This is a genomic window from Butyricicoccus sp. AM05-1, assembly GCF_003474415.1.
GTDB lineage: Bacteria > Bacillota > Clostridia > Oscillospirales > Butyricicoccaceae > Agathobaculum > Agathobaculum butyriciproducens.
The window spans coordinates 31938-57881 of record NZ_QUDG01000008.1 but is presented as its reverse complement, the minus strand read 5'-3'; the positions used below and the strand labels follow the sequence as shown (position 1 = coordinate 57881).

Below are 25944 nucleotides of genomic sequence, written 5' to 3'. Positions count from 1 at the left end.
TCCTCCTTTACCGCTATTATAAAGAAGATAGGAGGTAGGAGATAGGAGGTAGGAGTGGACGACGATAAACGTTTCCCGTAGGGCGCGACGACTCGGCGCGCCGTATAAACCGTATGCACATCGTTACGAACGGCGCGCCGGGGTCGTCGCGCCCTACGGTACGGGTAAATCATCGGATAAACTCCTACCTCCTCCCTCCTAACTCCTACCTTAAAAGAAAGAATGGGGTGTTCCAAACCATGAGCTTTTTGAATCATTTGATCAGCGGCATCAGTCTGGGCAGCATCTACGCCATCATCGCACTCGGCTACACGATGGTTTACGGCATTGCCAAAATGCTGAACTTCGCACACGGCGATGTTATCATGGTAGGCGGTTATATGTGCTTCTGCGCTACCACCTATCTCGGCTGGCCGGCGTGGATGGGCGTTGTGCTGGCTGTTATTGTCTGCACCGCGCTCGGTGTTGTTATTGAGAGACTCGCCTACAAGCCGCTGCGTATGGCGCCGTCGCTGGCGGTGCTGATCACGGCCATCGGCGTTTCGTACTTCCTGCAGAATGCGGCGCTGCTGATCTGGTCCTCCAACCCGAAGACCTTTACCTCGGTCGTTACCGGCGAGGCGCTCAGCCTGTTCGGCGGTCAGCTGCAGATCTCCAAGGTGACGCTCGTTGCCATCGCGGCGTGCGTTGTCATCATGGTCGCTCTGATGCTGTTCACCGGCAAGAGCAAGGTTGGCACGGCGATGCGTGCCGTTTCCGAGGACAAGGGCGCGGCCCAGCTGATGGGCATCAACGTTAACACGACCATTTCCATCACCTTTGCCATCGGCTCGGGTCTTGCCGCTATCGCGGGCGTGCTGCTGTGCTCCGCGTACCCGACCCTGATGCCGATCACCGGCTCGCTGCCGGGCATCAAGGCGTTCACCGCTGCCGTATTCGGCGGCATCGGCTCGATTCCGGGCGCGTTCATCGGCGGCATTCTGCTCGGCATCATCGAGATTTTCGCCAAGGCGTACATTTCCACGCAGCTGTCGGACGCGATCGTGTTCGCAGTGCTCATCGTGGTGCTGCTGGTCAAGCCGGACGGCCTGCTCGGCAAGCATGTGAGCGAAAAGGTTTAAGGGGGCAGTCATATGAACAAGTTAAAATCCTATGCTGCGTCCAAGCGCGGACGTGACACGCTGCTGTGCTTCGGCATTGTCATTATTGCGTACATCATCGTGCAGGCTGCCATCGCGGGCGGCGGCATCTCCAGCCAGATCAAGGGTCTGCTCGTGCCGATCTGCGCGTATGTTGTCATGGCGATCTCGCTCAACCTGACCGTCGGCATCCTCGGTGAGCTGTCGCTCGGCCATGCGGGATTTATGTCGGTCGGCGCGTTTGCGGGCATTGTCACCACCACCTGTCTGGCGGATGCGATTCCGCTGGCACCGCTGCGTCTGGCTGTCGCCATGGTCGTTGCCGGACTGTTCGCGGCGATTGCGGGTGTTATCGTCGGCGTGCCGGTACTGCGCCTCAAGGGCGACTACCTCGCCATCGTAACCCTCGCCTTCGGTGAGATCATCAAAAACCTTGTAAACGTTATGTATCTCGGTCTGGATGATGCCGGTCTGCATTTCAGCCTGGTCAACCAGAATTTCCAGCTGGGCGACGGCGGCAAGATGATCATCAACGGCCCGATCGGCGTATCCGGCGTCACCAAGCTCTCCACCTTCACCTCGGGCGTTGTGCTCATCCTCGTCACCCTGTTCTTTGTGCTGAATTTTGTAAACAGCCGCACGGGACGTGCTGTCATGGCGGTGCGCGACAACAAGATTGCCGCTGACTCCATCGGCATCTCCACCTCGCACTACAAGCTGCTCGCGTTCGTGGTCTCTGCGGCGTTCGCAGGCATGGCGGGCACGCTGTACGCGATGAACTTCTCCACCGTAACCGCAGCCAAGTTTGACTTCAACACCTCCATTCTGGTGCTCGTATTCGTCGTTCTCGGCGGTCTGGGCAACATCTGGGGTTCTATCATCGCCGCAACACTGCTGACGCTGCTGCCCGAGCTGCTGCGCGGCCTGAGCAACTACCGTATGCTCATCTACGCAATCCTGCTGATTGCAATGATGCTGTTCAACAACTCCTCCTTCAAGGTTCGCCTGCTGGAGAAGCGCGCAATGCGTCAGATGGAAAAGGCCGAAAAGGCCGGCGGCAAAAAGGAGGGTGCGTAAGCCATGGCAATGCTGGAAGTTACTTCGCTCGGCATTTCGTTCGGCGGTCTGCGTGCCGTTGACGAGCTGAGCATGAAAATCGAAAAGGGCGGTCTGGTCGGCCTCATCGGCCCGAACGGCGCAGGCAAGACCACCGCGTTCAATATGCTGACCGGCGTGTACCGCCCGACCGACGGCGGCATCCGTCTGGACGGACAGAACCTCATCGGCAAAAAGCCGCATGAAATTTGTAAACTGGGCGTTGCCCGTACGTTCCAGAACATCCGCCTGTTCTCGCAGCTGAGCGTGCTGGATAACGTAAAGACCGGTCTGCACAATCAGATCACCTACTCGTTCGCAGAGAGTATGTTTCACCTCGGCTCCTACCGCAAAAAGGAGAAGCAGATGGACGAAAAGGCGATGGAGCTGCTGCGCGTGTTCGATCTGGACGGCGTAGCCGACTACAAGGCGGCAAACCTGCCGTACGGCAAGCAGCGCAAGCTCGAGATCGCGCGTGCGCTTGCTACCAACCCCAAGCTGCTGCTGCTCGACGAGCCTGCCGCGGGCATGAACCCGAACGAGACCGAGGAGCTGATGGAGACGATCGAAATCGTCCGCAAGAGGTTCGGCGTAACCGTCCTGCTTATCGAGCATGACATGAAGCTGGTCTCCGGCATCTGCGAGTACCTGTATGTGCTCAACTTCGGCCGTCTGCTCGCTGAGGGCACGCCTAAGGAAGTGCTGAGCAATCCGGAAGTCGTTAAGGCGTATCTGGGCGAATAAGAAAGGAGGAAACAAGTATGGCAATGTTGGAAGTAAAGGACATCAACGTGTATTACGGCCTGATCCATGCGCTGCGCGACGTTTCCTTCGAGGTAAACGAGGGTGAGGTCGTGGCGCTCATCGGCGCGAACGGCGCGGGCAAGACCACCACGCTGCACACCGTCACGGGTCTGCTGCCGTCGAAGGGCGGCACGGTGACGTTTGAGGGCAAGGACATTACGCACAAGCCGGGTCATGCTATCGTGAAGCTCGGCATGAGCCACGTTCCGGAGGGCCGCCGCGTGTTCGCGGGTCTGACGGTCGCGGAGAACCTGCGTATGGGCGCGTATACCCGCCCGAAGAATGAGATCCCGGAGTCGCTGAAAATGGTCTACGAGCGTTTTCCGCGGCTGGAGGAGCGCAAAAATCAGGCAGCGGGCACACTGTCCGGCGGCGAGCAGCAGATGCTCGCGATGGGCCGTGCGCTGATGAGCAAGCCGCGCATCCTGCTGCTCGATGAGCCGTCGATGGGTCTGTCGCCGCTGTTCGTCGGCGAGATCTTCAAGATCATTGAAGAAGTGTCCAAGGCAGGCACCACCGTCCTGCTCGTAGAGCAGAACGCAAAGAAGGCGCTGTCCATCGCGGACAGAGGCTACGTCCTCGAAACCGGCAAAATCGTCAAGACCGGCAAGGCAGCTGACCTGCTGAATGATGACTCTATTAAGAAGGCTTATCTGGGAGAATAAAGGTAATCCCTGCGGAAAACGTGACCCATTGATAAAAGGGGGTAAAAACAATGAAACCATACGTTATCACCATCGCGCGCCAGTACGGTTCGGGCGGCAAGACGGTCGGCAAGATGCTGGCGGACAAGCTGGGCATTCCGTTCTACAACCGCGAGATCATCACCATGGCGAGTGAGGACAGCGGTGTAAATGCCATGCTGTTCTCGGACGAGCGTCTCAAGGGCGATTTCCTGACGCGCCTGCGCGCGCATTATCACGGCAACACGCCCGTGCCGAACGACTCGTCCAAGTCCTACCTCAAGGATGAGGCGCTGTTCGCCTATCAGGTGAAGATCATCCGCCGGCTGGCGGATCAGGGTCCGTGCGTTATGATCGGCCGCTGTGCCGACTATATTCTGGCAGGCCGACCGGATGTTGTGCGCGTGTTCGTCCATGCGGACAAGGATTTCTGTCTCGAGCAGGCCATGAAGGTAGACTCGCTGCCCGAGAACGAGGTGGCAAAGAAGATCGCCGAGATCGACGAGTACCGCGCCCGCTACTACAAGCACCACACCGGCCACGACTGGTATGACGCGCGGAATTATGATCTGTCGCTCAACAGCGGCGTGCTCGGCTTTGACGGCACGGTTGAAGAGATCATCAAGTATATGGAAGTGCGCGAGCAGTTTCAGAAGTAAATAGGGGAGAACCGTCTGTGAGAGCAGGCGGTTTTCTTTTTTTGCGTTTGGCGGTTGAAGGGATTTGCCGTATGTTTACCACCGGCACATAATTATCCCGTAGGGGCGAACATTGTTCGCCCGCAGCGCGACCAGAGTCTGCGTAAGAAACGGTCACACACCCGGTTAACCATAACGTGGGAGCACAATGTGCTCCCCTGCGGGATAACGTGTACAGATCGGATAGAACGGTAAACCACGGCAGGAAAAGGGTGCAGATTCGACCTGAAAAAACTTTTTCAAAAAAATTAAAAAAAGGGGTTGACGAAACGGGGATTCTGTTATATACTAAACAAGTCGTCAGCGATGAGTCATCAAAAACGACAACAACTTAACAAGATGGAGAGTTGGCTGAGTGGTCGAAGGCGCACGATTGGAAATCGTGTAGGCGTGATGAGCGTCTCTAGGGTTCAAATCCCTAACTCTCCGCCAAAAGTGAGCTGAAATCGTAAGGTTTCAGCTCTTTTTGTTTATCTGCGGCGTGGAAAAGTTGCAAGTAAATTTCTGACATACGCAGGGTAAAAATCGAAAATGGCACAAAAGTGGCACAACATTTATAGAGCATGTTCTCCGAATACGCGGAGGTTTTTTTATTTCCCGGAAAATTTTTTTGGGAGTTGACCATTTGTGGTCAATTTTTTATCCGTTCCGGCGGTAGGGTAAAGGGAGGTGCTCACATGGGCAGAAACAGAAAAGTTGGATTGGACTGGTGGCCGCGCGACATCGGCCTGTACCGTGACCCGAAGCTGAGAGCCGCACGGCAGAAATTCGGCGTGCTCGGGCCGTATGTGTACGAATGCCTGCTCGACATTGCCTACGGCGACAAGGGCTATTACATCGCCTACAGCGGCGAGGGCCGCGAGGACACGCTGTGGCAGCTCCGCGAGTACACCGCCGGACTGGAAAACGTGACGATCGAAACACTGGCCGCGGTAGTCGATCAGCTGGCGGCAAGCGGCCTGTTCCATGCTGCGTTATATGAACGCGGCTTTCTCACATCCAAAAGAATACAGATGGGGTATTTTCTAGCGACCGTGACGCGCAATGCAGTTCCCATCAATTTTGACATTTGGCTTCTCACCGAGCAGGAAATGCGGGAGAAGAATCCGAGTGGCAAGTCTTTTGTGCTGCGTGCATTTATTTCCCGCACGGAAAATGCGATTTATCGTACGGAAAATGCGATTTATTGTACCGAAAATCCACAGAGCAGAGAAGAGCAGAGAACAGAAGAGCAGAGGACAGTAGAGGACAGTAGAGCAGAGCAGACCAGAGAAGAGAAAGCAGTTACGGCTGATTCTGGTCTGACGACCGAACTGGAAGAAAAACTGAATTGTAAGTTTGACCATAATTTCTGTCTGGAGCTGCGCAGGCTGCAGAACAAGGGTATGCAGCGTGAGGTGTTCTTAGATACCGCCCGACAGACGGCTGAGAATGCACCGCGCAATCCGGCAGGGTATTTCCGCACGCTGCTGCAGAACTGCGAGCGTGACGGCATTCTCACCGCTGAGGATATGCAGAAACGGGCAAAGCCCGCACCGGCGCAGCCTGCAATCGGGCCGTCGAGCGAACAGCTGTCCGCGTTCGATCAGGAATGGTACGAGCGGGTCAAGCGGTACACAAGGGAGAAGGCGGTGCCGTCATAACCCTTTTCAACCGCGCCCGTGTCTGCTATAATGAGACAGACAAGAGAGGTGATTAGGATGGGCTACATTCGCCGTCCTGCGTATTACAAGGCATTCCGGTGCATCGGCTCGGACTGCACGGAAAACTGCTGTATCGGCTGGGAGATCGACGTAGATGAGGATTCCCTTGCGTACTACGAGACCGTTCCCGGCGATTTTGGCGAGCGTTTGCGCGCGAGCATTGCGCCTGCGGACGAGCAGACCGGAGAGCCGGCGCATTTTCGTCTGGACGCCGAGGAACGGTGTCCGCTGCTGAACGACTGCAACCTGTGTGAAGTGCTGCTTCACTTAGGTGAGGACAAAATGGCGCAGATCTGCACCGACCACCCGCGGTATTACGAATGGTTTTCCGACGGCCGCGAGGACGGTCTCGGCTTGTGCTGTGAGGCTGCCGCCGAATTGATTCTCGCGCAGACAGGCGCACCGGCGTTTGACGTGACCGAGGCGGACGGCGTATCCGAAACCGGCACGGAGGCGGAAACCGAACTGGAGAACGTGCTGTTCTCCATGCGCGATACGCTGTTCCGGCTGGCGTGCGAGGACGCGCCGTTCGATGAAAAGGCCGACAGGCTCTACCGCACGGCAAAGGCGCAGCAGGAGCAGTACGACGACCTGCTGTTCCCGTTCCCCGAGGGGGAGGACGAGGATACAGACGAGACGGACGGGGACACGGTTTCGTGGTCGCAGGCGTTCTGGCGGGAGAGCACGCTCACGAGCCTGCTCGAGCTGCTGCTCGGCTTTGAGATCAACAAGGACGACTGGCGCACGCTGCTGACCGGCGCAAAGGCGCGTCTGCCGGAGATTTTAGCCCGCAGAGAGACGTTTTTGCAGGCGTATCAGGGCAAACGCCATGAATACGATAACCTGCTGACGTACTTCCTGTACCGGCACTTTATGAAGGCGCTCGGGGACGACGCTGTGCAGGACAAGGTGCAGCTGGCGCTCGTGAGCACGGCGGTCATTCAACTGCTCGATGTGTACGAGTGGCTCATCAACGGGGAACTCACGCACTGGGCGCAGATCTGCATCTGCAAGGCGTACTCGCGTGAGATTGAGTATAACGAGGACAATACCGAGCAGCTTGCCGCGTTTTCCGTCCTTGACGAAATGGAATAAAACAGAACACCGCGGACTGGGGGTCTGCGGTGTTTTTTGTTTGCGGTGCTGAACCACAGCGGGGGAGTGCGGCACTTGCCGCAGGGATGACGCCGTACCCACGGCAGTGGGCAAAAAGGAAGGGACACCTGCGGTTTCCCTTCCTCTTTGAACTCCTACCTTTCCCTAATATCACCCGTGAGCAGCTTGCCGCCATGCTGTACCGCTATGCCGGCGAGCCGGACGGTGTGGCAGACCTGTCCGCGTACACGGACGCAGGCTCGGTTTCCGCGTATGCGGAAAAGGCGGTGCAGTGGTGCGTCAAGAACGGCATTCTGACCGGTAAAACGTCCTCGACACTCGCGCCCAAGGCTACGGCAACCCGCGCGGAGTGCGCGGCGATGCTGCAGCGTTTCGCTGCACTCTGACTGTCGCGAAACTACAGTTTCGCCGACAAGTAGGAACGGACCGTGGGCCGTTCCAAAGTCGTCCGAAAGTTCCGCCCGTTGGTTGAAACTTTCTCCCTCCAGAAGTATAAAAATTTGCGCTATCCTTGCGCGGTTTCTTGACCGCGCTGCGCAGATACATGCTCCCCGTTTTTATGGATTGCAATGCAATCCTATTGAATGCGCGCTAACGCGCGAAGAGAACGAGAAAGCAACAGCCTGAACGAATGAAAGAGCACCGCAGCTTGTATTCTGCGGTGCTTTTTGCTGTCTGTGTCCTTCAAACCATACGCAAGTCTACGCAGAACGGTAACAGTCGGTACACCGTTTCAACACACAGCAAATCTAGAATAAGACTATACCACATAGCGGTATAGTCTCATATAAAAGGAAGGGAGGCGGCGGCATGCAGACGAGCATACAGGCAGTCCGCGCACGCACGGACGAGCCGTTTTTGGAGCGGTTCATTCAGGCGCACGAGGCGTTCGTTCTCCGGTGCGCGAGCAGGCACGCAGGCTTTGCGGTCACGCGCAGCGACGATGAATACTCGGTCGCGCTGCTGGCCTTCTACGAAGCCATCGAGGGCTACGACCCGGAAAGCGGGCCGTTCGGCGCGTATGCGTCGCTTGTGATTGGCAGACGCCTTGCCGACCATTACCGCAGTCAGCACCGGTTTGATGTGGAAACGCCGCTTGCCCCGCAGACGTTCGACGGCACGGTGGACCGCGAGAGCGCGGACGCCGCCATGCAGCAGGCGGTCGCGGAGCAGATGAGCGAAGCAAAGCACATCAGCGCACAGGAGGAAATCGAGGCGGCAAACACGGTGTTTGAGAAGTACGGATTCGCGTTTTATGATTTAGCGGCAAGCTCGCCCAAGTCGGACAAGACGCGCCGCAGCTGCGCCGTGGCGGTCGGCACGCTGCTGCATTCGCCGGTGCTGTTTGCGTCCATGCAGAGCGCGCACAGCCTGCCGATCAAGGCGCTCGCGCAGCAGTGCGGCGTGTCGGCGCGGACGATAACCCGTCACCGGGATTACATTGTAGCGGCGGCGCTGCTCATAGACGGCGATTACCCCATCCTTTGCACCTATCTGCAGACCATGCGCAAGGAGGCAGAGCAATGCGTGCGATAATTACGGATATTCGAGCGGGAAAGGCCGCCGCACTCGCGGAGGACGGCACGGTTCACCTTGTAGACGCGAAGAACAGAGCGGTCGGACAGGAGATTCGTATTCCGGCGAAGCACCGCAGACGGTGGAAAAAGCCGCTGACATGGGCGGTGTGTGCGGCTGTCCTGTGCGGCATGGCGACCACCGGCGTGTACGCCGCGTATGAGCCGTATGCCAGCGTCAGCGTCGTGGGCGGCACGGACAGCGTGGAGTATACGGTAAACCGGTTCGATCAGGTGCTCGGCACCCGCGTTTCCGGCAAGGAGCAGCCGCCGGACGGCAAAATTCCGCGGTTTGTACACATTGACAAGGCGGTGGAGCATACCGTCCGGCAGGAAGCAAAGGAAGGCGAGCGCGTCAGCATCACCGTGACCTCGCGCAGCAGCGGCCACGCCGAACGGCTCCGTGAGCATATTGACGAGCGGTTCCGGCAGTCCGGCGATAAGAGAAACCCGCCCGAGGTGAGGGTGCAGCCGCCGGAGAAACCGGGGAACGCTCCGGGAGAGAGCCGGCCGAGTGAGAGCGCAGAGCAGGCATAAAAATGCTCCCGCGCTTGACTTTGCGCGGGAGTGTGGTATAATTTTATTAAAGGGAAACGCTGTGCGCAGCGGTCAGACCCTTTCTAAGTAGTCATTTGTTAGATGACCGTTTGGGGGCCAGCCCAAGCGGTCATCGCGCATTTATAAGGAACATGTACAGTACAATGACCGCACAGATAAAAAGCTTAAAGGCTTTCTTCCTCATGCGCAGCACCTCCTTCCGCCCACAGACCGTGGGGAAGAAGAAGATCTGACCGCCTGCAGTGATTGCTCACTGCGTGTGCAACAGCGTTTCCACGAGTTAAGTATAACAGGACGTGCGAAAAATGTCAATTTCCGCAGGTTGACAGCACCTGAAAGTGTGCTATAATGTAATTAAAGGGAAACGCTGTGTACAGCGGTCAGACCTTACAACTAATCACCATGTTTTAAGACGATGACCGTTTGGGGTACGAGCCAAGCGGTCATCGCGCATTTATAAGGAACATGTACAGTACAATGACCGCACAGATAAAAAGCTTAAAGGCTTTCTTCCTCATGCGCAGCACCTCCTTCCGCCCACAGACCGTGGGGAAGAAGAAGATCTGACCGCCTGCAGTGATTGCTCACTGCGTGTGCAACAGCGTTTCCACGAGTTAAGTATAACAGGACGTGCGAAAAATGTCAATTTCCGCAGGTTGACAGCACCTGAAAGTGTGCTATAATGTAATTAAAGGGAAACGCCGTCCGTTGGACGGTCAGCTCCCAAGTTCAGTCAAAAGTTTTCACAGATGACCGTACGGTTGCCGCCGGACGGTCATCGCGCATATACGGAGAAAATGTACAATACAATGACTGCACATACCAAAAGCTGAAGTGCTTTCTTCCGCATTTACGCCACCTCCTTTCCGCCTCAAACCGAGGGAGGAAAAGAGGAGCTGACCGTTTGTCCATGCAAACAGGCGTTTCCTTATGACAAGTATATCACACAGGCGCAAAACCTGTCAATTTACGGCTGACCTTACCCGGTCGGCCGCTTTTTGTGTGAAAATGCTTGCCTTTTGCATGGAAAATGCCGTATACTTGTATATACCGAATCCACACGCTAAGGAGCGAAACCTATGAATATCACCAAGGGCGATGTGCAGGAGCTGCGCCGCCGTTTGAAAAAGACCGAATGCACGTTCGGGCGTCTGTGCGGCTGCTACGTCAACAGCGGCAAGCAGATCGTGACCAAGTTCACCGAGCAGTTTTCCGAACTGGAAGAGGATGAATACTACAAGTACCTCGAGATCGCCAAAAAGACGTTCAGCGGCACGCTCGGCGCAAACCTGCTGGAATTGGAGTTTGACCGCAGCGACAGCGGCATCGAGCACCAGAAATACCTGCTGACGCTCAAGGACAGCAAGCTGGCGAACGAGGAGCTGCTCGACCGCCTGTACGAGCAGGTGATCGAGGAGTACAGCTACCCGGGCAACTACCTGATCGTGGTTTACCACGATGTGTACGACGTGCCGAGCAAGGCCACCTCGGGCGAGGACCAGGACGAGTCCACCGAGCTGTATGCGTACTGCGTGTGCGCGGTCTGCCCGGTCGAGCTGGCGAAGCCTGCGCTCGGCTATAAGGAGGACGAAAACCGCATCGGTGCGCGGGAGCGCGACTGGGTGGTCGGTCTGCCCGACCTCGGCTTTGTGTACCCGGCGTTTGCAAACCGCGGCAGCGATGTCAACGCCGTGATGTACTACGTCAAGACCGGCCGTCCCTCGCATCCGGAGTTCATCGAGAATGTGCTCGGCTGTGTCGCGCAGCGCACGGCTGCCGAGGACAAGCTGGCATTCAAGAACGTGGTGCACGACGCCTTCGGTGAGGATGAGGAGCAGGCGGACGCGGCGTTTTTCCAGATGCAGAAGACTATCAGCGCGATGGTGGCCGAGCGGGAGGAGGACGAGAGCCTGCCGCCGGTCGAGCTGACCGCCGAGGCGGTTTCCGGTCTGGCGACCGAGGCCGAGGTGCCGGACGAGGTGCGCGCACAGATCGAGAAGTCGTATGAGCAGGTGTTTGGCGACCAGCCGCCGCAGGCGCATAACGTGCTGGACAGCCGTCTGGTCGAGGAGGGCACGGTCAAGGCGCATACCGCCGCCCTGGAGCAGAAGGTGGCAGTGCTGCAGCAGGAATTGGCACATCAGGCGGCAAACGCCGCCGACACGGACGAGGACGATGTTCCGTGGGAGACCGGCACGGTCATCGACGTGCGTATGCCGCAGGAGAGAGCCGTAAACGTCCATACCGAGGTCGTGGAAGGGCAGAAATGCCTTGTCATACCGCTCACCGGGGATGAGTCCGCGCGTATCAACGGCGTGGAAGTGGAATAATTTATACATAGGGTGTACCGAAAGGTATGCCCTTTTCGTTTTTCAGCACCGGCTGAGCGGGGTGCTCGAACTGCGTTAGCGTGTTCGCCCCTAACGGGCGGAGAGTTTTTCGCTGAACCTCAGCGGGGAGTGCGCCTACCCGGCGGGGGCACAAGAGGGTAGACACCTACGGTTTCCACCCTCTTGTGAATCACCCCTTTCCCTTGGATAGTCTGGCGCAGATTGCCGACATGTGACCGCTGCGAAATAGGGGTACGGCAGAGGAGTTTCTCTTCCGTATCTTTCTCAACCTGTTCGCAGTGTCAGATACATTACTGCTACACATGTGGGTTCATCTACGCAGGGCGCGGCATAATCGTGCCGCGCAATTCGTTAGCGCGTTATGATAGACAGCACCTACGGATTAGGCGTTCGGTGAAATTTATCCTCGCAGGTGCCGTGCGTTACAATGTGCCAAGGATTTGCGCGACACTGTTATGTCGCGCCTGCGCAGAGTAGCCCGTATGTGTAGCAGTACGCTGTCTGTGAACTGCGAAAAGGCGGAGAAAGATACGCTGCGGTAACCCGACTGCCGTTCCCCCATTTCGGAGCGGTCACATGTCGGTAATCTGCGCCAGATTAGGAAACAAGGGAAAGGTAGGAGTTCAAAGAGGAAGGAAAACCGCAGGTTGTCCTTCCTTTTTGCCCCCGCCGCGGGGCGCGGCACGTTCCCGCCGTCCGCAGACGGCGAATCCTCCCTGCTGAGGGTCAGCGAAAAACTCTCCGCCCGGAAAGGGCGAACCCGCCTGCGGCAGTTCGCGCGCCCCGGCTTTCCGGTGCAGAAAAGGAGCCGCCCGGAAAGGGCGAACACGCCTGCGGCAGTTCGCGTGCCCCGGCTTTCCGGTGCAGAAAAGGAGCCGCCCGTCAAGGCGAACACGCTGACGCAGTTCGCGCCCCCCGGTCAGCCGGTGCAGAAAAGGAGCCGCCCCGTCAGGGCGAACCCGCCTGCGGCAGTTCGCGCACCCCGTTAGGTCGGTACAGAAAATCCGGGAAATCCCGAAAAAATTTTCCCGCCCGAAAAGACAGAAAAACGCCCATTCTCACGCCGAGAAAACGTCTATCCGAACGGTATAGTTAGCAAAACCTAACCACGCGGAATCCGGTCGAAAATTTCTCTCGAAAAAGTGCTTGACATATCGGTTAGGATATGCTAACTTATATACATGGTTAGCCGAGGCTTACTGATACGCCCCGTTGACCGGCACGCTTCCTCACGGAACGGGAACGTGCTGAAAAGTTATAAAAGAAACAGCTTCCTCTGTATTTTGCGCATCATTCCGAACAAAAACCGTTAAAACGTTGCGCGGCTGAATGGCTAACCGCAGCCGCGCGGTTCGGGAAAACCGCATACCAAACGTACAGACCGGAAATACTGTAAACGGGAGGTGCATCAGCAATGCAAAATGGCTTGGATCGACTTTTAGCGACCTACTGCTCGCCGACGCTGGCGGGCATCAAACCGGCAAGTCTGGTGTCGTGCGACCGGAATTTATATCCCGATCTGCCGCAGCGGCTCAGCGAATACCGCAATGCTTTCGCAGCGCGAGAGATTCACTTCGAGATCGTCTGCGCCTGCAGCGCACGCTTCCTCTTACTGGTATACAGCAAGCCGCAGCTTGAACGCCGCATGGCGGACCCGCAGGTGCAGCATGTGCTCCGGCACTTTGCGTACCCGGTCGGTCAGCCGCTCGACGTACTGCTGCGCAATCTCAAGCGCCGCATCGCCATGTCCAAGGACTTTCCGCACGAGATCGGACTGTTCCTCGGATACCCGATCGAGGACGTTGTGGGCTTTATTCGATACGCCGGAAAGGGCTGCAAATTAAGCGGTCTCTGGAAGGTGTACGGCGATGCCGAAGCGGCATCCCGGCTGTTTGACCGCCTATCGCGGGTATGCCACGCCGTGACCAGACGCGTTGACAAGGGCGAAACCCTTCTCGAAGTGTTTGCAGCATAGCATAACTCGATAGAACTACAAATATAGAACAATACATGCGAAGGAGCAAAATTATCATGAGCAAAGCAGCAGTTATTTTCTGGAGCCAGACCGGCAACACCGAGCAGATGGCAAACGCAATCGCAGACGGCATCCGCGAGGGCGGCATGGAAGTTGACGTACTGAACGTTGCGGACACCACCCCGGCTGACGCTGTTAAGTACGCAAAGATCGCTCTCGGCTGCCCGGCAATGGGTGCTGAGGTTCTCGAGGAGACCGAGTTTGACCCGTTCTTCACCGAGCTGGAGAGCAAGATTTCCGGCCTGAAGGTTGCACTGTTCGGCTCCTACGGCTGGGGCGACGGCCAGTGGATGCGTGACTGGGTACAGCGTACCAACGACGCAAACGCTGTCATCTACACCGATGAGGGTCTCATCCTCAACGAAACCCCGGACGACGACGGCATCGCAAAGTGCAAGGAGTTCGGCAAGGGCTTCGCAGCATTCTAAACAATCCCGCAATTCTCTTAACGCGCTTCATATTACCTGCGCGAAGCGCAATTTCGATAGGATTTGCAAGGCAAATCCATAAAAACCGGGAGCATGAATCACGGTTTTTATACTCCTAAGAGCAATGCTGTGTGCCGCGTGCGGCGCGCAGATTGCGACCCGGACCTTGTCCGAACACCGTTCGGCAAAGTCCCTCGTTTGAAACCGTGGTTTCAAACGAATTAACTCACGGTCGTAACTGATACGACGGTATCAGTTATGATACAAATATCCTTTCTTGTCCCGGGGGAAACCCCATGGCATACTGCCCGGTATGTCAAAACATAACATGAGCCCGCGGTCATCCGGAACAATGGCCGCGGGCTTCCTCCTATCTGCAGGATGCCCACAGTTAGCGACAGCATACTGCACAATTAGTCACGGCAAACTCTGTGCAGATTAGTTAGCTTTGACAAACTTGCTTTTTCCGTATTGACACAAAAGGTTAGCTGGTGTAAACTTCAAATGATAAATAGGTTAGAGCGGTCTAACCTGATACAAAACACTTTTTTTCGCGCAGAGATTACAGAAAAGGAGAGGATTACCATTATGCCGCTTACGTTAATGGATGTTGGTGTAGAGACCACCGTAAAGACCATTCGAGGAAAAGACCAGACGAGAAAGTTCCTGCAGAATCTCGGCTTTGTCGAGGGCGCAAAGGTCACTGTTGTGTCTTCTCTGGCAGGCAACGTGATCGTAAACGTGAAGGATGCGCGCGTCGCAATCTCCGAGCAGATGGCTTCGCGCATTATGGTTTAATTGCAAAGGGGGCAAACGCAAATGAGCAATCTGAGAAACACGCCGGTCGGCTCCACCGTAACCGTCCGCAAGATTGAGGGCGAGGGTGCAACCCGCCGCCGTATCATGGATATGGGTATCACCCGCGGTGCGGAGATCTATGTCCGCAAGGTAGCGCCGTTGGGCGATCCGGTTGAGATCACCGTGCGCGGCTACGAGCTGTCGCTTCGCAAGGCAGACGCCGAGATGATTCAGGTAGACTGATTTCGATTGAAACCACGGTTTCAATCGAGGGCTGACGAAAAACCGCGCCCTTTGGGCACATTTTTTCGTCCCTTGTATAAATTCCGTGATACACAAGGTGAATTGCCGCATAGCGGCAAGAGAGGGTGGCCTGGGCCATGCTCCCGGAATTTATGGATTTGCGCTGCAAATCCGATTTTATGCGTGCTTCGCACGAAGCGCGGATATCGCTTTGCGGCAGACGAAAATTCGTTAAATTTTTTTTACATAGGGGTTAGCAGATACTAATCCCAAGAAAGGGGAAAAAACATGTCAATTCGTTTGGCACTTGCCGGCAACCCGAACTGCGGCAAGACCACGATGTTTAACGATCTGACCGGTGCGACCCAGTATGTCGGCAACTGGCCGGGTGTTACCGTGGAAAAGAAGGAAGGCAAGTTCAAGGGCGACAAGGAAGTCCTGATCACCGACCTGCCGGGTATCTACTCCCTCTCTCCGTACACGCTGGAGGAGGTCGTTGCGCGTGATTATCTCGTAAACGAGAAGCCGCAGGCCATCATGAATCTGGTGGATGCCTCCAACATCGAGCGCAACCTGTACCTGACTACCCAGCTGCTCGAGATGGGCATTCCGGTCGTTGCGGCGCTGAACATGATGGATATCGTCAAGAAGCGCGGCGATGTGATCGACGTAAAGAAGCTGTCCAAGGAACTGGGCGTTACGGTCGTTGAGACCGCAGCCATCAAGGGAGAGGGCACCAAGGAGCTGGTCGAGGCGGCAAAGAAGGCTGCCAAGGAAGGCAAGGCTCCGGCACGCATCAAGTTCTCCGACACCGTTGAAAATGCGGTAAACGAGATCGAAAAGCTGATTGCAGACGTTACCGAGCCGGCACAGCGCCACTGGTTCGCTGTCAAGCTGTTCGAGCGCGACAGCAAGGTGCAGGCGCGCTTTACGCTCGGCAAGGACGTGCAGGACAAGATCGAGAAGCTCATCACCGCCGTTGAGGAGGAGCTTGACGACGACGCGGAGTCCATCATCACCGATGAGCGCTATCAGTACATTGGCAAGCTGGTCAAGGACTGTGTAAAGAAGAAAAAGACCGGTCTGTCCACCTCGGATAAGATCGACCACATTGTTACCAACCGAATCCTCGCTCTGCCGATCTTCGCACTGGTCATGTGGCTGGTCTACTACGTTTCCGTAACCACCGCGGGCGGCATCTTCACCGACTGGGCGAACGACGGTGTGTTCGGTGAGGGCTGGCATCTGTTCACCATCGGCGCTGCTGACTATGAGGAAGCAACCGCTGAGTACGACGACCAGATCACCCGCCGCGATGCATGGCTCGAGGCTGCTGACGAGGCCGGCATCGACACTGCTGCTCTGACCGAGGCGCTCGAGGCCGAGGAGGCTGACGAGACCGCCATCGCTGACGCAGCTGCTGCCATCGAGGCAGACCCGGCTGCTGCATCGGTTGTCGGCACTGCCGAGTTCGAGGACGAGGACTCCGGTGAAGTCACCACCGAGGACGTTACTCTTGCAACCTTCGAGGAGACCATGACCGCCGAGGAGCCGGACCCGGCTGACTTCGGTGTATGGGTGCCGGGTATTCCGGTGCTGCTGGAGAAGCTGTTCGCCTCCATGGGCGTTAACGAGGACGGCTGGGTTTACAGCCTGGTAATGGACGGTATCGTTGCCGGTGTCGGCGCGGTTCTGGGCTTCGTTCCGCAGATGCTCATCCTGTTCTTCTTCCTCGCTATCCTCGAGGACTGCGGCTACATGGCGCGTGTTGCGTTCATCATGGACCGTATCTTCCGCAAGTTCGGTCTTTCGGGCAAGTCCTTCATCCCGATGCTGATCGGCTCCGGCTGCGGCGTACCGGCTGTCATGGCTTCCCGTACCATTGAGCAGGAGCGCGACCGCCGCATGACCATCATGACCACCTGCTTCGTACCGTGCGGCGCTAAGCTGCCGATCATCGCAATGTTCGCAGGCGCGTTCTTTGGCGGCTCCGGCACCATCGCATTCTCCGCTTATGTTCTGGGCGTGCTGTCCATCATCATCTCGGGCATCATGCTCAAGAAGTTCAAGATCTTCACCGGCGACCCGGCTCCGTTCGTCATGGAGCTGCCGAGCTACCACGTTCCGACCGCCGGCAACGTATTCCGCTCCATGTGGGAGCGCGGCTCCTCCTTCATCAAGAAGGCAGGCACCATCATCCTGCTGTCCACTATCTTTATGTGGTTCACCCTTGGCTACGGCTGGGAGAACGGCGCATTCTGCGCGGTAGCCGATATCGACAACTCCATCATGGCGCGTATCGGCTCTGTTATCGCTCCGATCTTCACGCTGCCGGGCTTCGGCACATGGAAATCCACCGTTGCCGCCATCTCCGGTCTGGTCGCAAAGGAGAACGTTGTTGCTACCTTCGGTCAGCTGTATCATTTCGTCGGCGAGGTTGCCGAGGACGGCTCCGAAATCTGGAGCGAGCTGGCTGCTGACTTCACGCAGGTCGGCGCGTATGCCTTCATGGCGTTCAACCTGCTGTGCGCACCGTGCTTCGCGGCAATGGGCGCCATCAAGCGTGAGATGAACAACGGCAAGTGGACTGCTTTCGCAATCGGCTATATGTGTGCTTACGCTTACGTTGTATCCACCATCATTTATCAGATCGGCGGTCTGATCACCGGCGAGCTGACCTTCGGTGTCGGCACGGTCGTTGCCATCGCATTCATCGCGCTGATCATCTTCCTGCTGTTCCGCAAGCCGGCCAAGGCTGACTCCACCGAGGGCCTGCGCCGCATGAGCGTGGACGCCAACTGATTTCTTTCGGATTTGAAAGGAGGCTTTAACCATGAGTATTGGTGATATCATTCTGGTATTGATCGTAGCGGCTGTCGTGTTCTTCGCGGTTCGTTCGGTCTTCGTCAAGAAGTCCGTCGGCTGCAGCGGCGATTGCGCACATTGCGGCGGCAGCTGTCATCACACAGCGCCTCCGGACAAGAAAAAGTAAACACCTCTCTAAACCGTTCGGCACTCCGGTGCCGGACGGTTTTTGCGTTAAGATCGTACTCTCGGACAGGGATTCGCAGGCAGAGCTTTTGCGGTGTGCCCGAACCGCGCAGGCGGTTCGCCCTTTCCGGGCGGAGAGTTTTGCCGTGAACCACGACGGGGAGTGCCGCTACGCGCGGCGGGCGCACAAGAGGGTAGACAACCTGCGGTTTTCCACCCTCTTGTGAATCTCCCCTTTTCCCTCAAGGGATTGGGTGCAGATGGTAGACTGCGTAAGCGTTGAAAAAAGGGAACGGCAGAGGATTTTTACTACCGCGTGGTATAACACCTTTCCGCATTTCGGCTGCTGTACTGCTACACATGCGGGTTAATCAACGCAGAGCGCGGCATAGCAGTGCCGCGCAAATCCTTGGCACGTTGTAACACACGGCACCTATGAGGATAAATTGCACCGAACGCCTAATCCGTAGGTGCTGTCCGCAAACTCCAGACTTACGAGTTGCGCGGCACGGGGATCCCCCAGGGGACCCTCTCTTGCCCTTCGGGCAATTCACCTTGTGCCGCGCCTGCTGGAAGTAGCCGACCTGTGTAGCAGTACGGTATCCGACACTGCGTAGAGGTAGAGAAATGGACGCGCAATGCGCGCCCCTACAATAAAGGTAGACCGACTGCCGTTCCTTTTCCTGCTTACGCAGTCTACTATCTGCACCCAAGGTAGGCTTCCAAGGGAAACGGGTGTTCAAAGAGGGTAGAAACCGTAGGTGTCTACCCTTTTTGCCCACCGCCGTGGGTACGGCGCAAAACGCCCTTTGCCTTTCCCACTCGGCGTGCTATAATTGATACATAAAGGTGGCGAACGCGCGTGAAACTGCTGACCAAGAACCAACTGAAGATTCTCGCCATGGTGTGCATGACGCTCGACCACATTGGCGCGGCATTTTTTCCGCAGGCGGTGTGGCTGCGCGTGATCGGACGGCTGGCGTTTCCGCTGTTCTCCTACTGCATCGCAGAGGGCTGCCGCTATACGCGGAACAAAGCCCGATACTTCGGCAGCGTGTTCGCGTGCGGCGCAGTGTGCGTTATCGCGTTCCTGCCGTTCGGCGGCTTCTGCGGAAACGCGCTTATCACGCTGAGTATGTCCATTCTGCTGCTGTACGGTATGGAGGCGTGGGAAAGCAGCGGAAAACTGCGCTTTCTGGCATTGACAGCCGCGCTTGCCGCCGCATTTTACCTGCTGTGCCGGACGGTCTACATCGACTACGGCTTCGCCGGCGTGCTGCTGCCGCTGTACGCCGAAGCCGGACGTCTGCTCTGGGAGCGCGTGTTCGCCGACATTCCGCCGGTCATCGGTGAGCGGCTCGGTTTTGCGATCGGTCTGCTGGCGCTTGCCGGTGTGATGGGCGGCTTGCAGCGCTTCTGCGTGCTGGCGATCTTCCCGATTTTGCTGCTCGGCAATGAGCGCGGCAAATGGAAAATGAAGCACTTTTTCTATATTTACTATCCCGCCCATCTGGCGCTCATCGGCGCGATGCGGATGGCGCTTGAAGCAGTGGCAGGATAAACGAAAATGTGGTATACTATATATAATGTATCAATGAGCGAGGAAAATACACATGAAAATCATGGTGATAGACGGCAACAGCATATTGAACCGCGCGTTTTACGGTATCCGGCAGCTGACCAACCACGAGGGACTGCCCACCAACGCGGTTTACGGCTTTCTGGCTACGCTGTTCAAACTGCAGGACGAGGAGCAGCCCGACCGCACCATCGTCTGCTTTGACGTGAAGGAGAAAACCTTCCGTCACCTCAAATTCGACACCTACAAGGCAACCCGCAAAGGCATGCCGGATGAGCTGGCGGCGCAGCTGCCGATGACAAAGCAGGTGCTCGATGCCCTGGGCGTAACACGCTGCGAAAAGGCGGGCTACGAGGCGGATGACCTGCTCGGCACCATCAGCCGCCGCGCGGACGAGCACGGCGACACCTGTGTGGTCGTAACCGGTGACCGCGACAGCCTGCAGCTGGTCGGCGGCGGCACGACCGTTATGCTGGTCTCCACCCGCATGGGACAGACCACCTATCAGACCTACGACACCGCCGCTTTCCGCGAGAAATACGGCTTCGACCCGATTCGCCTGATTGATCTCAAGGCGCTCATGGGCGATTCGTCGGACAACATTCCGGGCGTGCCCGGCATCGGCGAAAAGACCGCCATGCAGCTGCTGCACGATTTCGGCACGCTCGAGGGCGTGTACGCGAATATCGAGGACGAGCGCATCAAAAAGGGCGCGCGCACCAAGCTGCAGAACGGCGAGCAGTCCGCGAAGGACAGCTTCTGGCTCGCCACCATCGACCGCAACGTGCCGCTCGACCTCGATGTGGAGCACCTGCCCGCGCAGGACATCGACGAGACCGCGCTCTACGACCTGCTGACCCGGCTGGAGTTCAAGAACTTCATCAAGCGGTTTGACCTTTCGGGCGAGAGCGTGTCCGCGCCGCGTCTGCCGGAGCTGAAAACAGAACGAGCCCAGAATGTGCTCGAAGCGTTCAACTTAATGGATTCGTTGACCGACTGCGACCGCGTGTACGCCATCGTGCCGGAGACCTTAGGTGCAGTTTGCCTGCTGGACGGCGACACGGCGCACATCCTGTTCGCGGAGAGCTTCGGTGCGGCATGGGATGACATTCTGCGCCGCCTGTTCGACGGCACGCTGTCCCTCGTGCTGCACGATGCGAAGGCCGCCGTGCGGGCGCTGCTGCAGCGCGGCATGGACCCGAAGGGCATCGTGTTTGACACTGCCATCGCGGCGTACCTGCTCGACCCGACCCAGTCCGGCTACGACCTGCCGCGGCTTGCACTCGCGTACTGCAATGCCGAGCTGCCGGAGCTGGATCTGGACGATCCGGCGGCGGTTTCGCTGCTCGGCGGTCAGGAGGACACCGAGAAGGCCGTGGCGCAGCATGTCGGTGCGCTGCGCGCCATTTACGCCGAGGCGGCTGACCGGATTGAGCAGTTCGGCATGAGGAAGCTGTACTATGAAATCGAGCTGCCGCTCCTGCGCGTGCTGGCTGAGATGGAAGCGGCGGGCTGTGCGGTCGAGCCGGATGAGCTGCGTGCCTTCGGTGACAAGCTGGATGTGCGTATCCGCGACCTGACCGAGCAGATTTATCATGACGCGGACGGCGAGTTCAACATCAACAGTCCCAAGCAGCTGGGTGAGGTGCTGTTCGAGAAACTCGGCCTGCACGCCCCGAAAAAGACAAAAACAGGCTATTCCACCAACGTTGAGGTGCTTGAGCGTATCGCGGAGGACCACCCGATCGTGCCGCGCATCCTCGAGTACCGCAAGCTGACCAAGCTGAAAAGCACCTACGTTGAGGGACTTCTCAAGGTCATCAGCCCGGTGGACGGACGCATTCACACGCATTTTCAGCAGACCGTGACCGCCACCGGACGTCTGTCCTCGACCGACCCGAACCTGCAGAATATTCCGGTCCGCACCGAGCTTGGCCGCGAACTGCGCCGCATGTTTGTCGCACCGGACGAAAATCACGTCCTGATTGACGCGGATTATTCGCAGATTGAGCTGCGCGTGCTCGCGCATATCTCGCAGGACGAGCACATGATCGAAGCTTTCAAGCACGGGCAGGATATTCACGCTGCGACGGCTGCCAAGGTCTACCATGTGCCGCTTGAGGAGGTCACGCCGCAGATGCGCTCCTCGTGCAAGGCGGTCAACTTCGGCATCGTGTACGGCATCTCGGATTTCTCGCTCGCGCAGGATATCGGCGTAACGCGCAAAGAGGCGGGCGAGTTTATCAAAACCTACCTCGACACCTATCCGGGCGTTAAAAAATATATGGAGGACATCAAGCAGACCGGCAGGGAGCAGGGCTACGTTACGACCCTGTTCGGCCGCCGCCGCGCGCTGCCCGAGCTGAAGAGCAAGAACTTCAATATGCGCTCGTTCGGTGAGCGTGTTGCGATGAATACCCCGATTCAGGGCACCGCCGCGGATATCATCAAAATCGCCATGGTACGCGTCCGCGACCGCCTGCTGAGAGACGGTCTGCAGAGCCGATTGATTCTCCAGGTGCACGACGAACTTATCCTCGAGACACCGAAGGACGAGCAGGAAACCGCCATGCGTCTGCTCACCGAGGAGATGGAGAACGCATTCAAGATGGATGCACCGCTCGTGGCAGAGGCCAAGGCGGGGCACAGCTGGTACGATGCGAAATAATTTGCTGCCCCGCCCTACGAAACAGATTCCGAATTAGAGAAGGGATAAAATGGACACCATAATTTTTCTTTGCACCGGCAACACCTGCCGTTCCCCGATGGCGGAAGGCTTCTTCCGCGCACATAACGGCGAGGAAAAGACCGGTTTAACGGCGGCTTCTGCCGGATTATACACCGAAAACGGCCTTCCGGCTTCCGCGAACGCGGTTGCCGCAGCCGGAGAACGCGGCGCGGATATTTCGGCGCACCGCTCGCGTCAGCTGACCGCCGAGATGGCCGAAAACGCGAAGTATCTGGTCTGCATGACCGGCGCGCACTACGACCGGCTGTGCGAGCTGTTCCCGGACTGCGCGGACAAGATTTTCACACTGCTGCCCGAGGACATTTCCGACCCGTTCGGCGGCGATCTCGCCACCTACCGCCGGTCTGCCGCCGAGATCGACAAGGGCGTGCAGGCGGTCATCAAGAACCTGAGCCGATGAACATCGTCGTGATGCAGGAGCGCCATCTCGCGGCGCTGGCGGAGATCGAGCGCGCGTGCTTTCACGCGCCGTGGAGCGAGAACATGCTGCGCGAGGAGCTGGGCAAGGGCATCTTTCTTGTGGCGGAGCAGGACGGCAGAACGACGGGTTACGTCGGCTGCCAGACCGTGCTCGACGAGGGGTATATTACCAATGTTGCCGTGTCGCCCGACTTCCGGCGGCAGGGCATCGCGCGGGCGCTGATTGCCGAGCTGACAGCGAAAGCCGGAGAAAACAAGCTGGCGTTTGTGACGCTCGAGGTGCGCGAGAGCAATGCGCCGGCGATAGCGCTCTACACCGGAGCCGGATTTGTGCCGGTCGGAAAACGGAAGAATTTTTACAGCAATCCCACAGAAAACGCGGTTTTAATGACGATTTCACTGATTTGAAGGAGGATTTTGCCATGCTGGAGCTTCGCTTTGTTGACGCGGAAAACAGAGATTTTCACGACCTGACCGCCAAGCTGGACGAGTATTATTTCATGCTCGTCGGTGAGGTGGAGAAGCGCTACGCCAAGTACAACCTGCCGCATCTGTTTGACTGCCGCATCGTCGCGTACGAGGACGGCAAGCCCGCAGGCTGCGGCGCGTGGAAGAAGATCGACGAGGGGACATTCGAGGTCAAGCGCATTTACATCGCGCCGGAGTTCCGCCGAAAGGGCGTTGCGAGCGCGGTCATTACGGCGCTCGAGCAGGACGCGGCAAAGCACGGCTTCACCAAGGCCATCCTCGAGACCGCTCGCACGACCGAGGATTCGGCGGCGCTGTACACCAAGCTCGGCTATCGCGTCATTCCGTACTACGGCAGTCCGGCGGGCGCGGAAAACTGCCTGTGCTTTGAGAAAAATTTAGGAGATTAACCATGAAAATACTTGCAATCGAGTCCTCGTGCGATGAAACGGCGGCAGCCGTCATCGAGGACGGACGAAAAATCCTGTCGAGCGTGGTGGACACGCAGATCGCCACGCACGCGCTGTACGGCGGCGTTGTGCCGGAAATCGCGTCTCGGCGGCACATGGAGGCGGTCGTGCGCGTGACCGAGCAGGCGCTCAAGGACGCGGAAATGGACAAGCACGATGTGGACGCGGTTGCCGCGACCTGTGCGCCCGGACTGATCGGTGCGCTGCTCGTCGGCGCGAACTTCGGCAAGTCGCTCGCCTTTGCGATGAATAAGCCGTTCATTCCGGTGCACCACATCCGAGGACACATTGCGGCTACTTATCTGGCGTATCCGGAGCTGAAACCGCCGTTTTTGACACTGATCGCGTCCGGCGGCCACAGCGAGATCGTGATGGTGAAAAGCTACACCGAGTTTGAAATCCTCGGCGGCACACGCGATGACGCAGCAGGCGAGGCGTTCGATAAAGTTGCCCGCGTGCTCGGTGTCGGCTATCCGGGCGGCCTGAAGATCGACAAGCTGGCGCAGGACGGCGACCCGAAGCGGTACAAGCTGCCGGATTCGCACATCAAGGATGCGCCGCTGGATTTCTCCTTCTCGGGACTCAAAACGGCGGTCATCAATCTGGCGCACAACGCCGAGCAAAAGGGCGAAACCATCGACCGGAACGGTCTCGCGGCCTCGTTCTGCGCGGCTGTCGTGCATACGCTCGTGCCGCGGCTCGAGATGGCCGTCAAGCAGACCCATGCACGGCGCGTTGTGTGTGCAGGCGGCGTGGCAGCCAATTCCTTCCTGCGGGCGGCCCTGCAGGACATGGCAAAGCGCGAGCACGTCCAGCTGTTCCTGCCGCCGCTGCACCTGTGCGGCGATAACGCCGCCATGATCGGCAGTCAGGCGTATTATGAGTATCAGGCGGGCACCCGCGGCAAAACCCTGCAGAATGCCTACGCCACCGCGGATATCGGAAAGAATATCTGCGATTGAGATGAATTGAGCATGCACTTCGTCTGCATAGCAAAACCCCGGCCGTCCCTTTTACCCTTTGTGTTGATGGGGTATAACTCCGGTGATTTCACTAAATCACGCACATAACCGATACTGGATACCAAAAAGATGCCGAAGGCAACTTTGGCATCTTTTCATGCCTCGAAAGAAGCACAAAAATATTGTATGATACAAAAGAATTCTCCCTTTTCAGAATTGTGTACTTATGGGAAATGAGCTTATAAATATACATTGCAAACAGCAGACATCTATTTTATAATCAAATATAAAAATCGAAATTTATAAAGGAGAATATTGATGAAATTATTTTTATGTTCGCACTTTTCAAGTGTAGGAAGTCTGATAAAGGAAGAAATTGAAAATAAGAAAGTCGCATTTATTCCAACAGCTTCACTGCGTGAAGGCTACACCGGTTATGTCGGCTCGGCTCGAAAATTATTCAAAAAGTTGGGAGCGATCGTAACTGAAATTGATATTTCAACGGAGGCTTATTCAACGATACAGTCTGTTTTTGAAGAAGCAGATGTGATATATTTTACCGGCGGAAATTCTTTCTTTCTTATGGACCAGCTCCGTAAAACGGGAACTGATGGACTGCTGAAAAAGGAATTGGCAAATGGAAAATTGATGATCGGTGAGTCGGCAGGCGCAATTATATGCGCTCCAAGCATCCAATATATCGAGCAAATGGATGAAAAGCCGGAGGACTACTCACAAGAAGATGATGCAGGGCTTGATTTGATTGATTTCTATGTTCTTCCGCATTATCTTACAGCACCATTTAAGAAAGTTACCGAGAAAATAATGACTGAGTTTTCGGATTTGAATCTATGCCCAATTAACAACCGTCAGGGAATTGTAATTGATGGTGAAGATTCAAAGGTTATTTGCAAAGACTAATTTGAAAATTCCAGTTTGTTGAACTGAATAGCATATTCTGACCGATAGGAGCAAGGTTGAAACCCACCTTGCTCCTTTTCCAATGCTTAAAGCTCCGTCAAATCGACGGAGGGATTGGCGGATAGGCTTATATCAACACAAAAGGTAAAAGGGAACCCC

24 protein-coding genes and 1 tRNA gene are annotated in these 25944 nt (G+C 56.9%); all 25 read left to right on the top strand.

The window, feature by feature from the left end; all coding sequences use genetic code 11:
• Positions 1–239 precede the first annotated feature (239 nt).
• Entirely contained in the window at positions 240–1121 is an 882-nt protein-coding gene (locus tag DW088_RS11325; RefSeq protein WP_118360801.1) for a branched-chain amino acid ABC transporter permease, read from the top strand.
• A gap of 12 nt (positions 1122–1133) precedes the next feature.
• Positions 1134–2216, top strand: coding sequence for a branched-chain amino acid ABC transporter permease (locus DW088_RS11320; RefSeq protein ID WP_118360800.1), 1083 nt, complete (start codon positions 1134–1136; stop codon positions 2214–2216).
• 3 nt (positions 2217–2219) lie between these two features.
• Positions 2220–2978, top strand: coding sequence for an ABC transporter ATP-binding protein (locus DW088_RS11315; RefSeq protein WP_110435077.1), 759 nt, complete (start codon positions 2220–2222; stop codon positions 2976–2978).
• A gap of 17 nt (positions 2979–2995) precedes the next feature.
• On the top strand, positions 2996–3703 hold the full coding sequence (locus DW088_RS11310) for an ABC transporter ATP-binding protein (RefSeq protein WP_110435076.1): 708 nt from the start codon (positions 2996–2998) through the stop codon (positions 3701–3703).
• A 50-nt stretch (positions 3704–3753) separates the two neighbouring features.
• Positions 3754–4380, top strand: a complete 627-nt coding sequence (locus DW088_RS11305) for a cytidylate kinase-like family protein (RefSeq protein WP_117751971.1) — start codon at positions 3754–3756, stop codon at positions 4378–4380.
• A gap of 380 nt (positions 4381–4760) precedes the next feature.
• A tRNA-Ser gene (locus DW088_RS11300) sits at positions 4761–4851 on the top strand.
• 245 nt (positions 4852–5096) lie between these two features.
• Positions 5097–6062, top strand: a complete 966-nt coding sequence (locus DW088_RS11295) for a DUF4373 domain-containing protein (protein ID WP_158574680.1) — start codon at positions 5097–5099, stop codon at positions 6060–6062.
• 57 nt (positions 6063–6119) lie between these two features.
• A complete protein-coding gene (gene fliB, locus DW088_RS11290) occupies positions 6120–7217 on the top strand; it encodes a flagellin lysine-N-methylase (protein ID WP_118360798.1) in 1098 nt (365 codons plus the stop codon).
• A gap of 194 nt (positions 7218–7411) precedes the next feature.
• Positions 7412–7624 carry an S-layer homology domain-containing protein gene (locus tag DW088_RS15910; RefSeq protein WP_158574679.1) on the top strand — a complete coding sequence of 71 codons (213 nt, stop codon included), beginning with the start codon at positions 7412–7414 and terminating at the stop codon, positions 7622–7624.
• Between the two features lie 424 nt (positions 7625–8048).
• Positions 8049–8774, top strand: a complete 726-nt coding sequence (locus tag DW088_RS11280; protein WP_118360796.1) for a sigma factor — start codon at positions 8049–8051, stop codon at positions 8772–8774.
• The gene (locus tag DW088_RS11275) at positions 8762–9349 is read left to right on the top strand and encodes a hypothetical protein (RefSeq protein ID WP_118360795.1); all 588 of its coding nucleotides are present in this window, start codon (positions 8762–8764) and stop codon (positions 9347–9349) included. The genes DW088_RS11280 and DW088_RS11275 overlap by 13 nt, the downstream gene beginning before the upstream one ends.
• A gap of 1100 nt (positions 9350–10449) precedes the next feature.
• The gene (locus tag DW088_RS11270; protein WP_118360794.1) at positions 10450–11700 is read left to right on the top strand and encodes a DUF4317 domain-containing protein; all 1251 of its coding nucleotides are present in this window, start codon (positions 10450–10452) and stop codon (positions 11698–11700) included.
• A gap of 1435 nt (positions 11701–13135) precedes the next feature.
• Positions 13136–13696 (top strand): DUF3793 family protein, encoded by a 561-nt coding sequence (locus DW088_RS11260; RefSeq protein WP_118360792.1) that lies wholly within the window; start codon positions 13136–13138, stop codon positions 13694–13696.
• A 56-nt stretch (positions 13697–13752) separates the two neighbouring features.
• Positions 13753–14184 carry a flavodoxin gene (locus DW088_RS11255; RefSeq protein ID WP_116704598.1) on the top strand — a complete coding sequence of 144 codons (432 nt, stop codon included), beginning with the start codon at positions 13753–13755 and terminating at the stop codon, positions 14182–14184.
• Positions 14185–14772: 588 nt separating this feature from the next.
• Entirely contained in the window at positions 14773–14982 is a 210-nt protein-coding gene (locus DW088_RS11250; protein WP_188885631.1) for a FeoA family protein, read from the top strand.
• A gap of 21 nt (positions 14983–15003) precedes the next feature.
• Positions 15004–15225 (top strand): FeoA family protein, encoded by a 222-nt coding sequence (locus tag DW088_RS11245; protein WP_117752294.1) that lies wholly within the window; start codon positions 15004–15006, stop codon positions 15223–15225.
• Positions 15226–15513: 288 nt separating this feature from the next.
• Positions 15514–18027, top strand: coding sequence for a ferrous iron transport protein B (feoB, locus tag DW088_RS11240; RefSeq protein WP_118360791.1), 2514 nt, complete (start codon positions 15514–15516; stop codon positions 18025–18027).
• Between the two features lie 31 nt (positions 18028–18058).
• Positions 18059–18217 (top strand): FeoB-associated Cys-rich membrane protein, encoded by a 159-nt coding sequence (locus DW088_RS11235; protein WP_242988278.1) that lies wholly within the window; start codon positions 18059–18061, stop codon positions 18215–18217.
• 861 nt (positions 18218–19078) lie between these two features.
• Positions 19079–19777: a TraX family protein gene (locus tag DW088_RS11230; protein WP_118360790.1), complete on the top strand. Its 699-nt coding sequence runs from the start codon at positions 19079–19081 to the stop codon at positions 19775–19777.
• A 52-nt stretch (positions 19778–19829) separates the two neighbouring features.
• Positions 19830–22463 carry a DNA polymerase I gene (polA, locus tag DW088_RS11225; RefSeq protein ID WP_118360789.1) on the top strand — a complete coding sequence of 878 codons (2634 nt, stop codon included), beginning with the start codon at positions 19830–19832 and terminating at the stop codon, positions 22461–22463.
• 49 nt (positions 22464–22512) lie between these two features.
• A complete protein-coding gene (locus DW088_RS11220) occupies positions 22513–22944 on the top strand; it encodes a low molecular weight protein arginine phosphatase (protein ID WP_118360788.1) in 432 nt (143 codons plus the stop codon).
• Positions 22941–23372 (top strand): ribosomal protein S18-alanine N-acetyltransferase, encoded by a 432-nt coding sequence (gene rimI, locus DW088_RS11215; protein ID WP_118360787.1) that lies wholly within the window; start codon positions 22941–22943, stop codon positions 23370–23372. The genes DW088_RS11220 and rimI overlap by 4 nt, the downstream gene beginning before the upstream one ends.
• A gap of 14 nt (positions 23373–23386) precedes the next feature.
• Positions 23387–23842: a GNAT family N-acetyltransferase gene (locus DW088_RS11210; RefSeq protein WP_118360786.1), complete on the top strand. Its 456-nt coding sequence runs from the start codon at positions 23387–23389 to the stop codon at positions 23840–23842.
• Between the two features lie 2 nt (positions 23843–23844).
• Positions 23845–24864, top strand: coding sequence for a tRNA (adenosine(37)-N6)-threonylcarbamoyltransferase complex transferase subunit TsaD (tsaD, locus tag DW088_RS11205; protein WP_118360785.1), 1020 nt, complete (start codon positions 23845–23847; stop codon positions 24862–24864).
• Between the two features lie 318 nt (positions 24865–25182).
• Positions 25183–25785 carry a Type 1 glutamine amidotransferase-like domain-containing protein gene (locus DW088_RS11200; protein WP_118037485.1) on the top strand — a complete coding sequence of 201 codons (603 nt, stop codon included), beginning with the start codon at positions 25183–25185 and terminating at the stop codon, positions 25783–25785.
• Positions 25786–25944 lie beyond the last annotated feature (159 nt).

Coding starts and splice junctions, on each gene's coding strand:
- DW088_RS11325 (WP_118360801.1), top strand. CDS start 240: ATGAGCTTTTTGAATCATTTGATCAGCGGCATCAGTCTGGGCAGCATC.
- DW088_RS11320 (WP_118360800.1), top strand. CDS start 1,134: ATGAACAAGTTAAAATCCTATGCTGCGTCCAAGCGCGGACGTGACACG.
- DW088_RS11315 (WP_110435077.1), top strand. CDS start 2,220: ATGGCAATGCTGGAAGTTACTTCGCTCGGCATTTCGTTCGGCGGTCTG.
- DW088_RS11310 (WP_110435076.1), top strand. CDS start 2,996: ATGGCAATGTTGGAAGTAAAGGACATCAACGTGTATTACGGCCTGATC.
- DW088_RS11305 (WP_117751971.1), top strand. CDS start 3,754: ATGAAACCATACGTTATCACCATCGCGCGCCAGTACGGTTCGGGCGGC.
- DW088_RS11295 (WP_158574680.1), top strand. CDS start 5,097: ATGGGCAGAAACAGAAAAGTTGGATTGGACTGGTGGCCGCGCGACATC.
- fliB (WP_118360798.1), top strand. CDS start 6,120: ATGGGCTACATTCGCCGTCCTGCGTATTACAAGGCATTCCGGTGCATC.
- DW088_RS15910 (WP_158574679.1), top strand. CDS start 7,412: ATGCTGTACCGCTATGCCGGCGAGCCGGACGGTGTGGCAGACCTGTCC.
- DW088_RS11280 (WP_118360796.1), top strand. CDS start 8,049: ATGCAGACGAGCATACAGGCAGTCCGCGCACGCACGGACGAGCCGTTT.
- DW088_RS11275 (WP_118360795.1), top strand. CDS start 8,762: ATGCGTGCGATAATTACGGATATTCGAGCGGGAAAGGCCGCCGCACTC.
- DW088_RS11270 (WP_118360794.1), top strand. CDS start 10,450: ATGAATATCACCAAGGGCGATGTGCAGGAGCTGCGCCGCCGTTTGAAA.
- DW088_RS11260 (WP_118360792.1), top strand. CDS start 13,136: ATGCAAAATGGCTTGGATCGACTTTTAGCGACCTACTGCTCGCCGACG.
- DW088_RS11255 (WP_116704598.1), top strand. CDS start 13,753: ATGAGCAAAGCAGCAGTTATTTTCTGGAGCCAGACCGGCAACACCGAG.
- DW088_RS11250 (WP_188885631.1), top strand. CDS start 14,773: ATGCCGCTTACGTTAATGGATGTTGGTGTAGAGACCACCGTAAAGACC.
- DW088_RS11245 (WP_117752294.1), top strand. CDS start 15,004: ATGAGCAATCTGAGAAACACGCCGGTCGGCTCCACCGTAACCGTCCGC.
- feoB (WP_118360791.1), top strand. CDS start 15,514: ATGTCAATTCGTTTGGCACTTGCCGGCAACCCGAACTGCGGCAAGACC.
- DW088_RS11235 (WP_242988278.1), top strand. CDS start 18,059: ATGAGTATTGGTGATATCATTCTGGTATTGATCGTAGCGGCTGTCGTG.
- polA (WP_118360789.1), top strand. CDS start 19,830: ATGAAAATCATGGTGATAGACGGCAACAGCATATTGAACCGCGCGTTT.
- DW088_RS11220 (WP_118360788.1), top strand. CDS start 22,513: ATGGACACCATAATTTTTCTTTGCACCGGCAACACCTGCCGTTCCCCG.
- rimI (WP_118360787.1), top strand. CDS start 22,941: ATGAACATCGTCGTGATGCAGGAGCGCCATCTCGCGGCGCTGGCGGAG.
- DW088_RS11210 (WP_118360786.1), top strand. CDS start 23,387: ATGCTGGAGCTTCGCTTTGTTGACGCGGAAAACAGAGATTTTCACGAC.
- tsaD (WP_118360785.1), top strand. CDS start 23,845: ATGAAAATACTTGCAATCGAGTCCTCGTGCGATGAAACGGCGGCAGCC.
- DW088_RS11200 (WP_118037485.1), top strand. CDS start 25,183: ATGAAATTATTTTTATGTTCGCACTTTTCAAGTGTAGGAAGTCTGATA.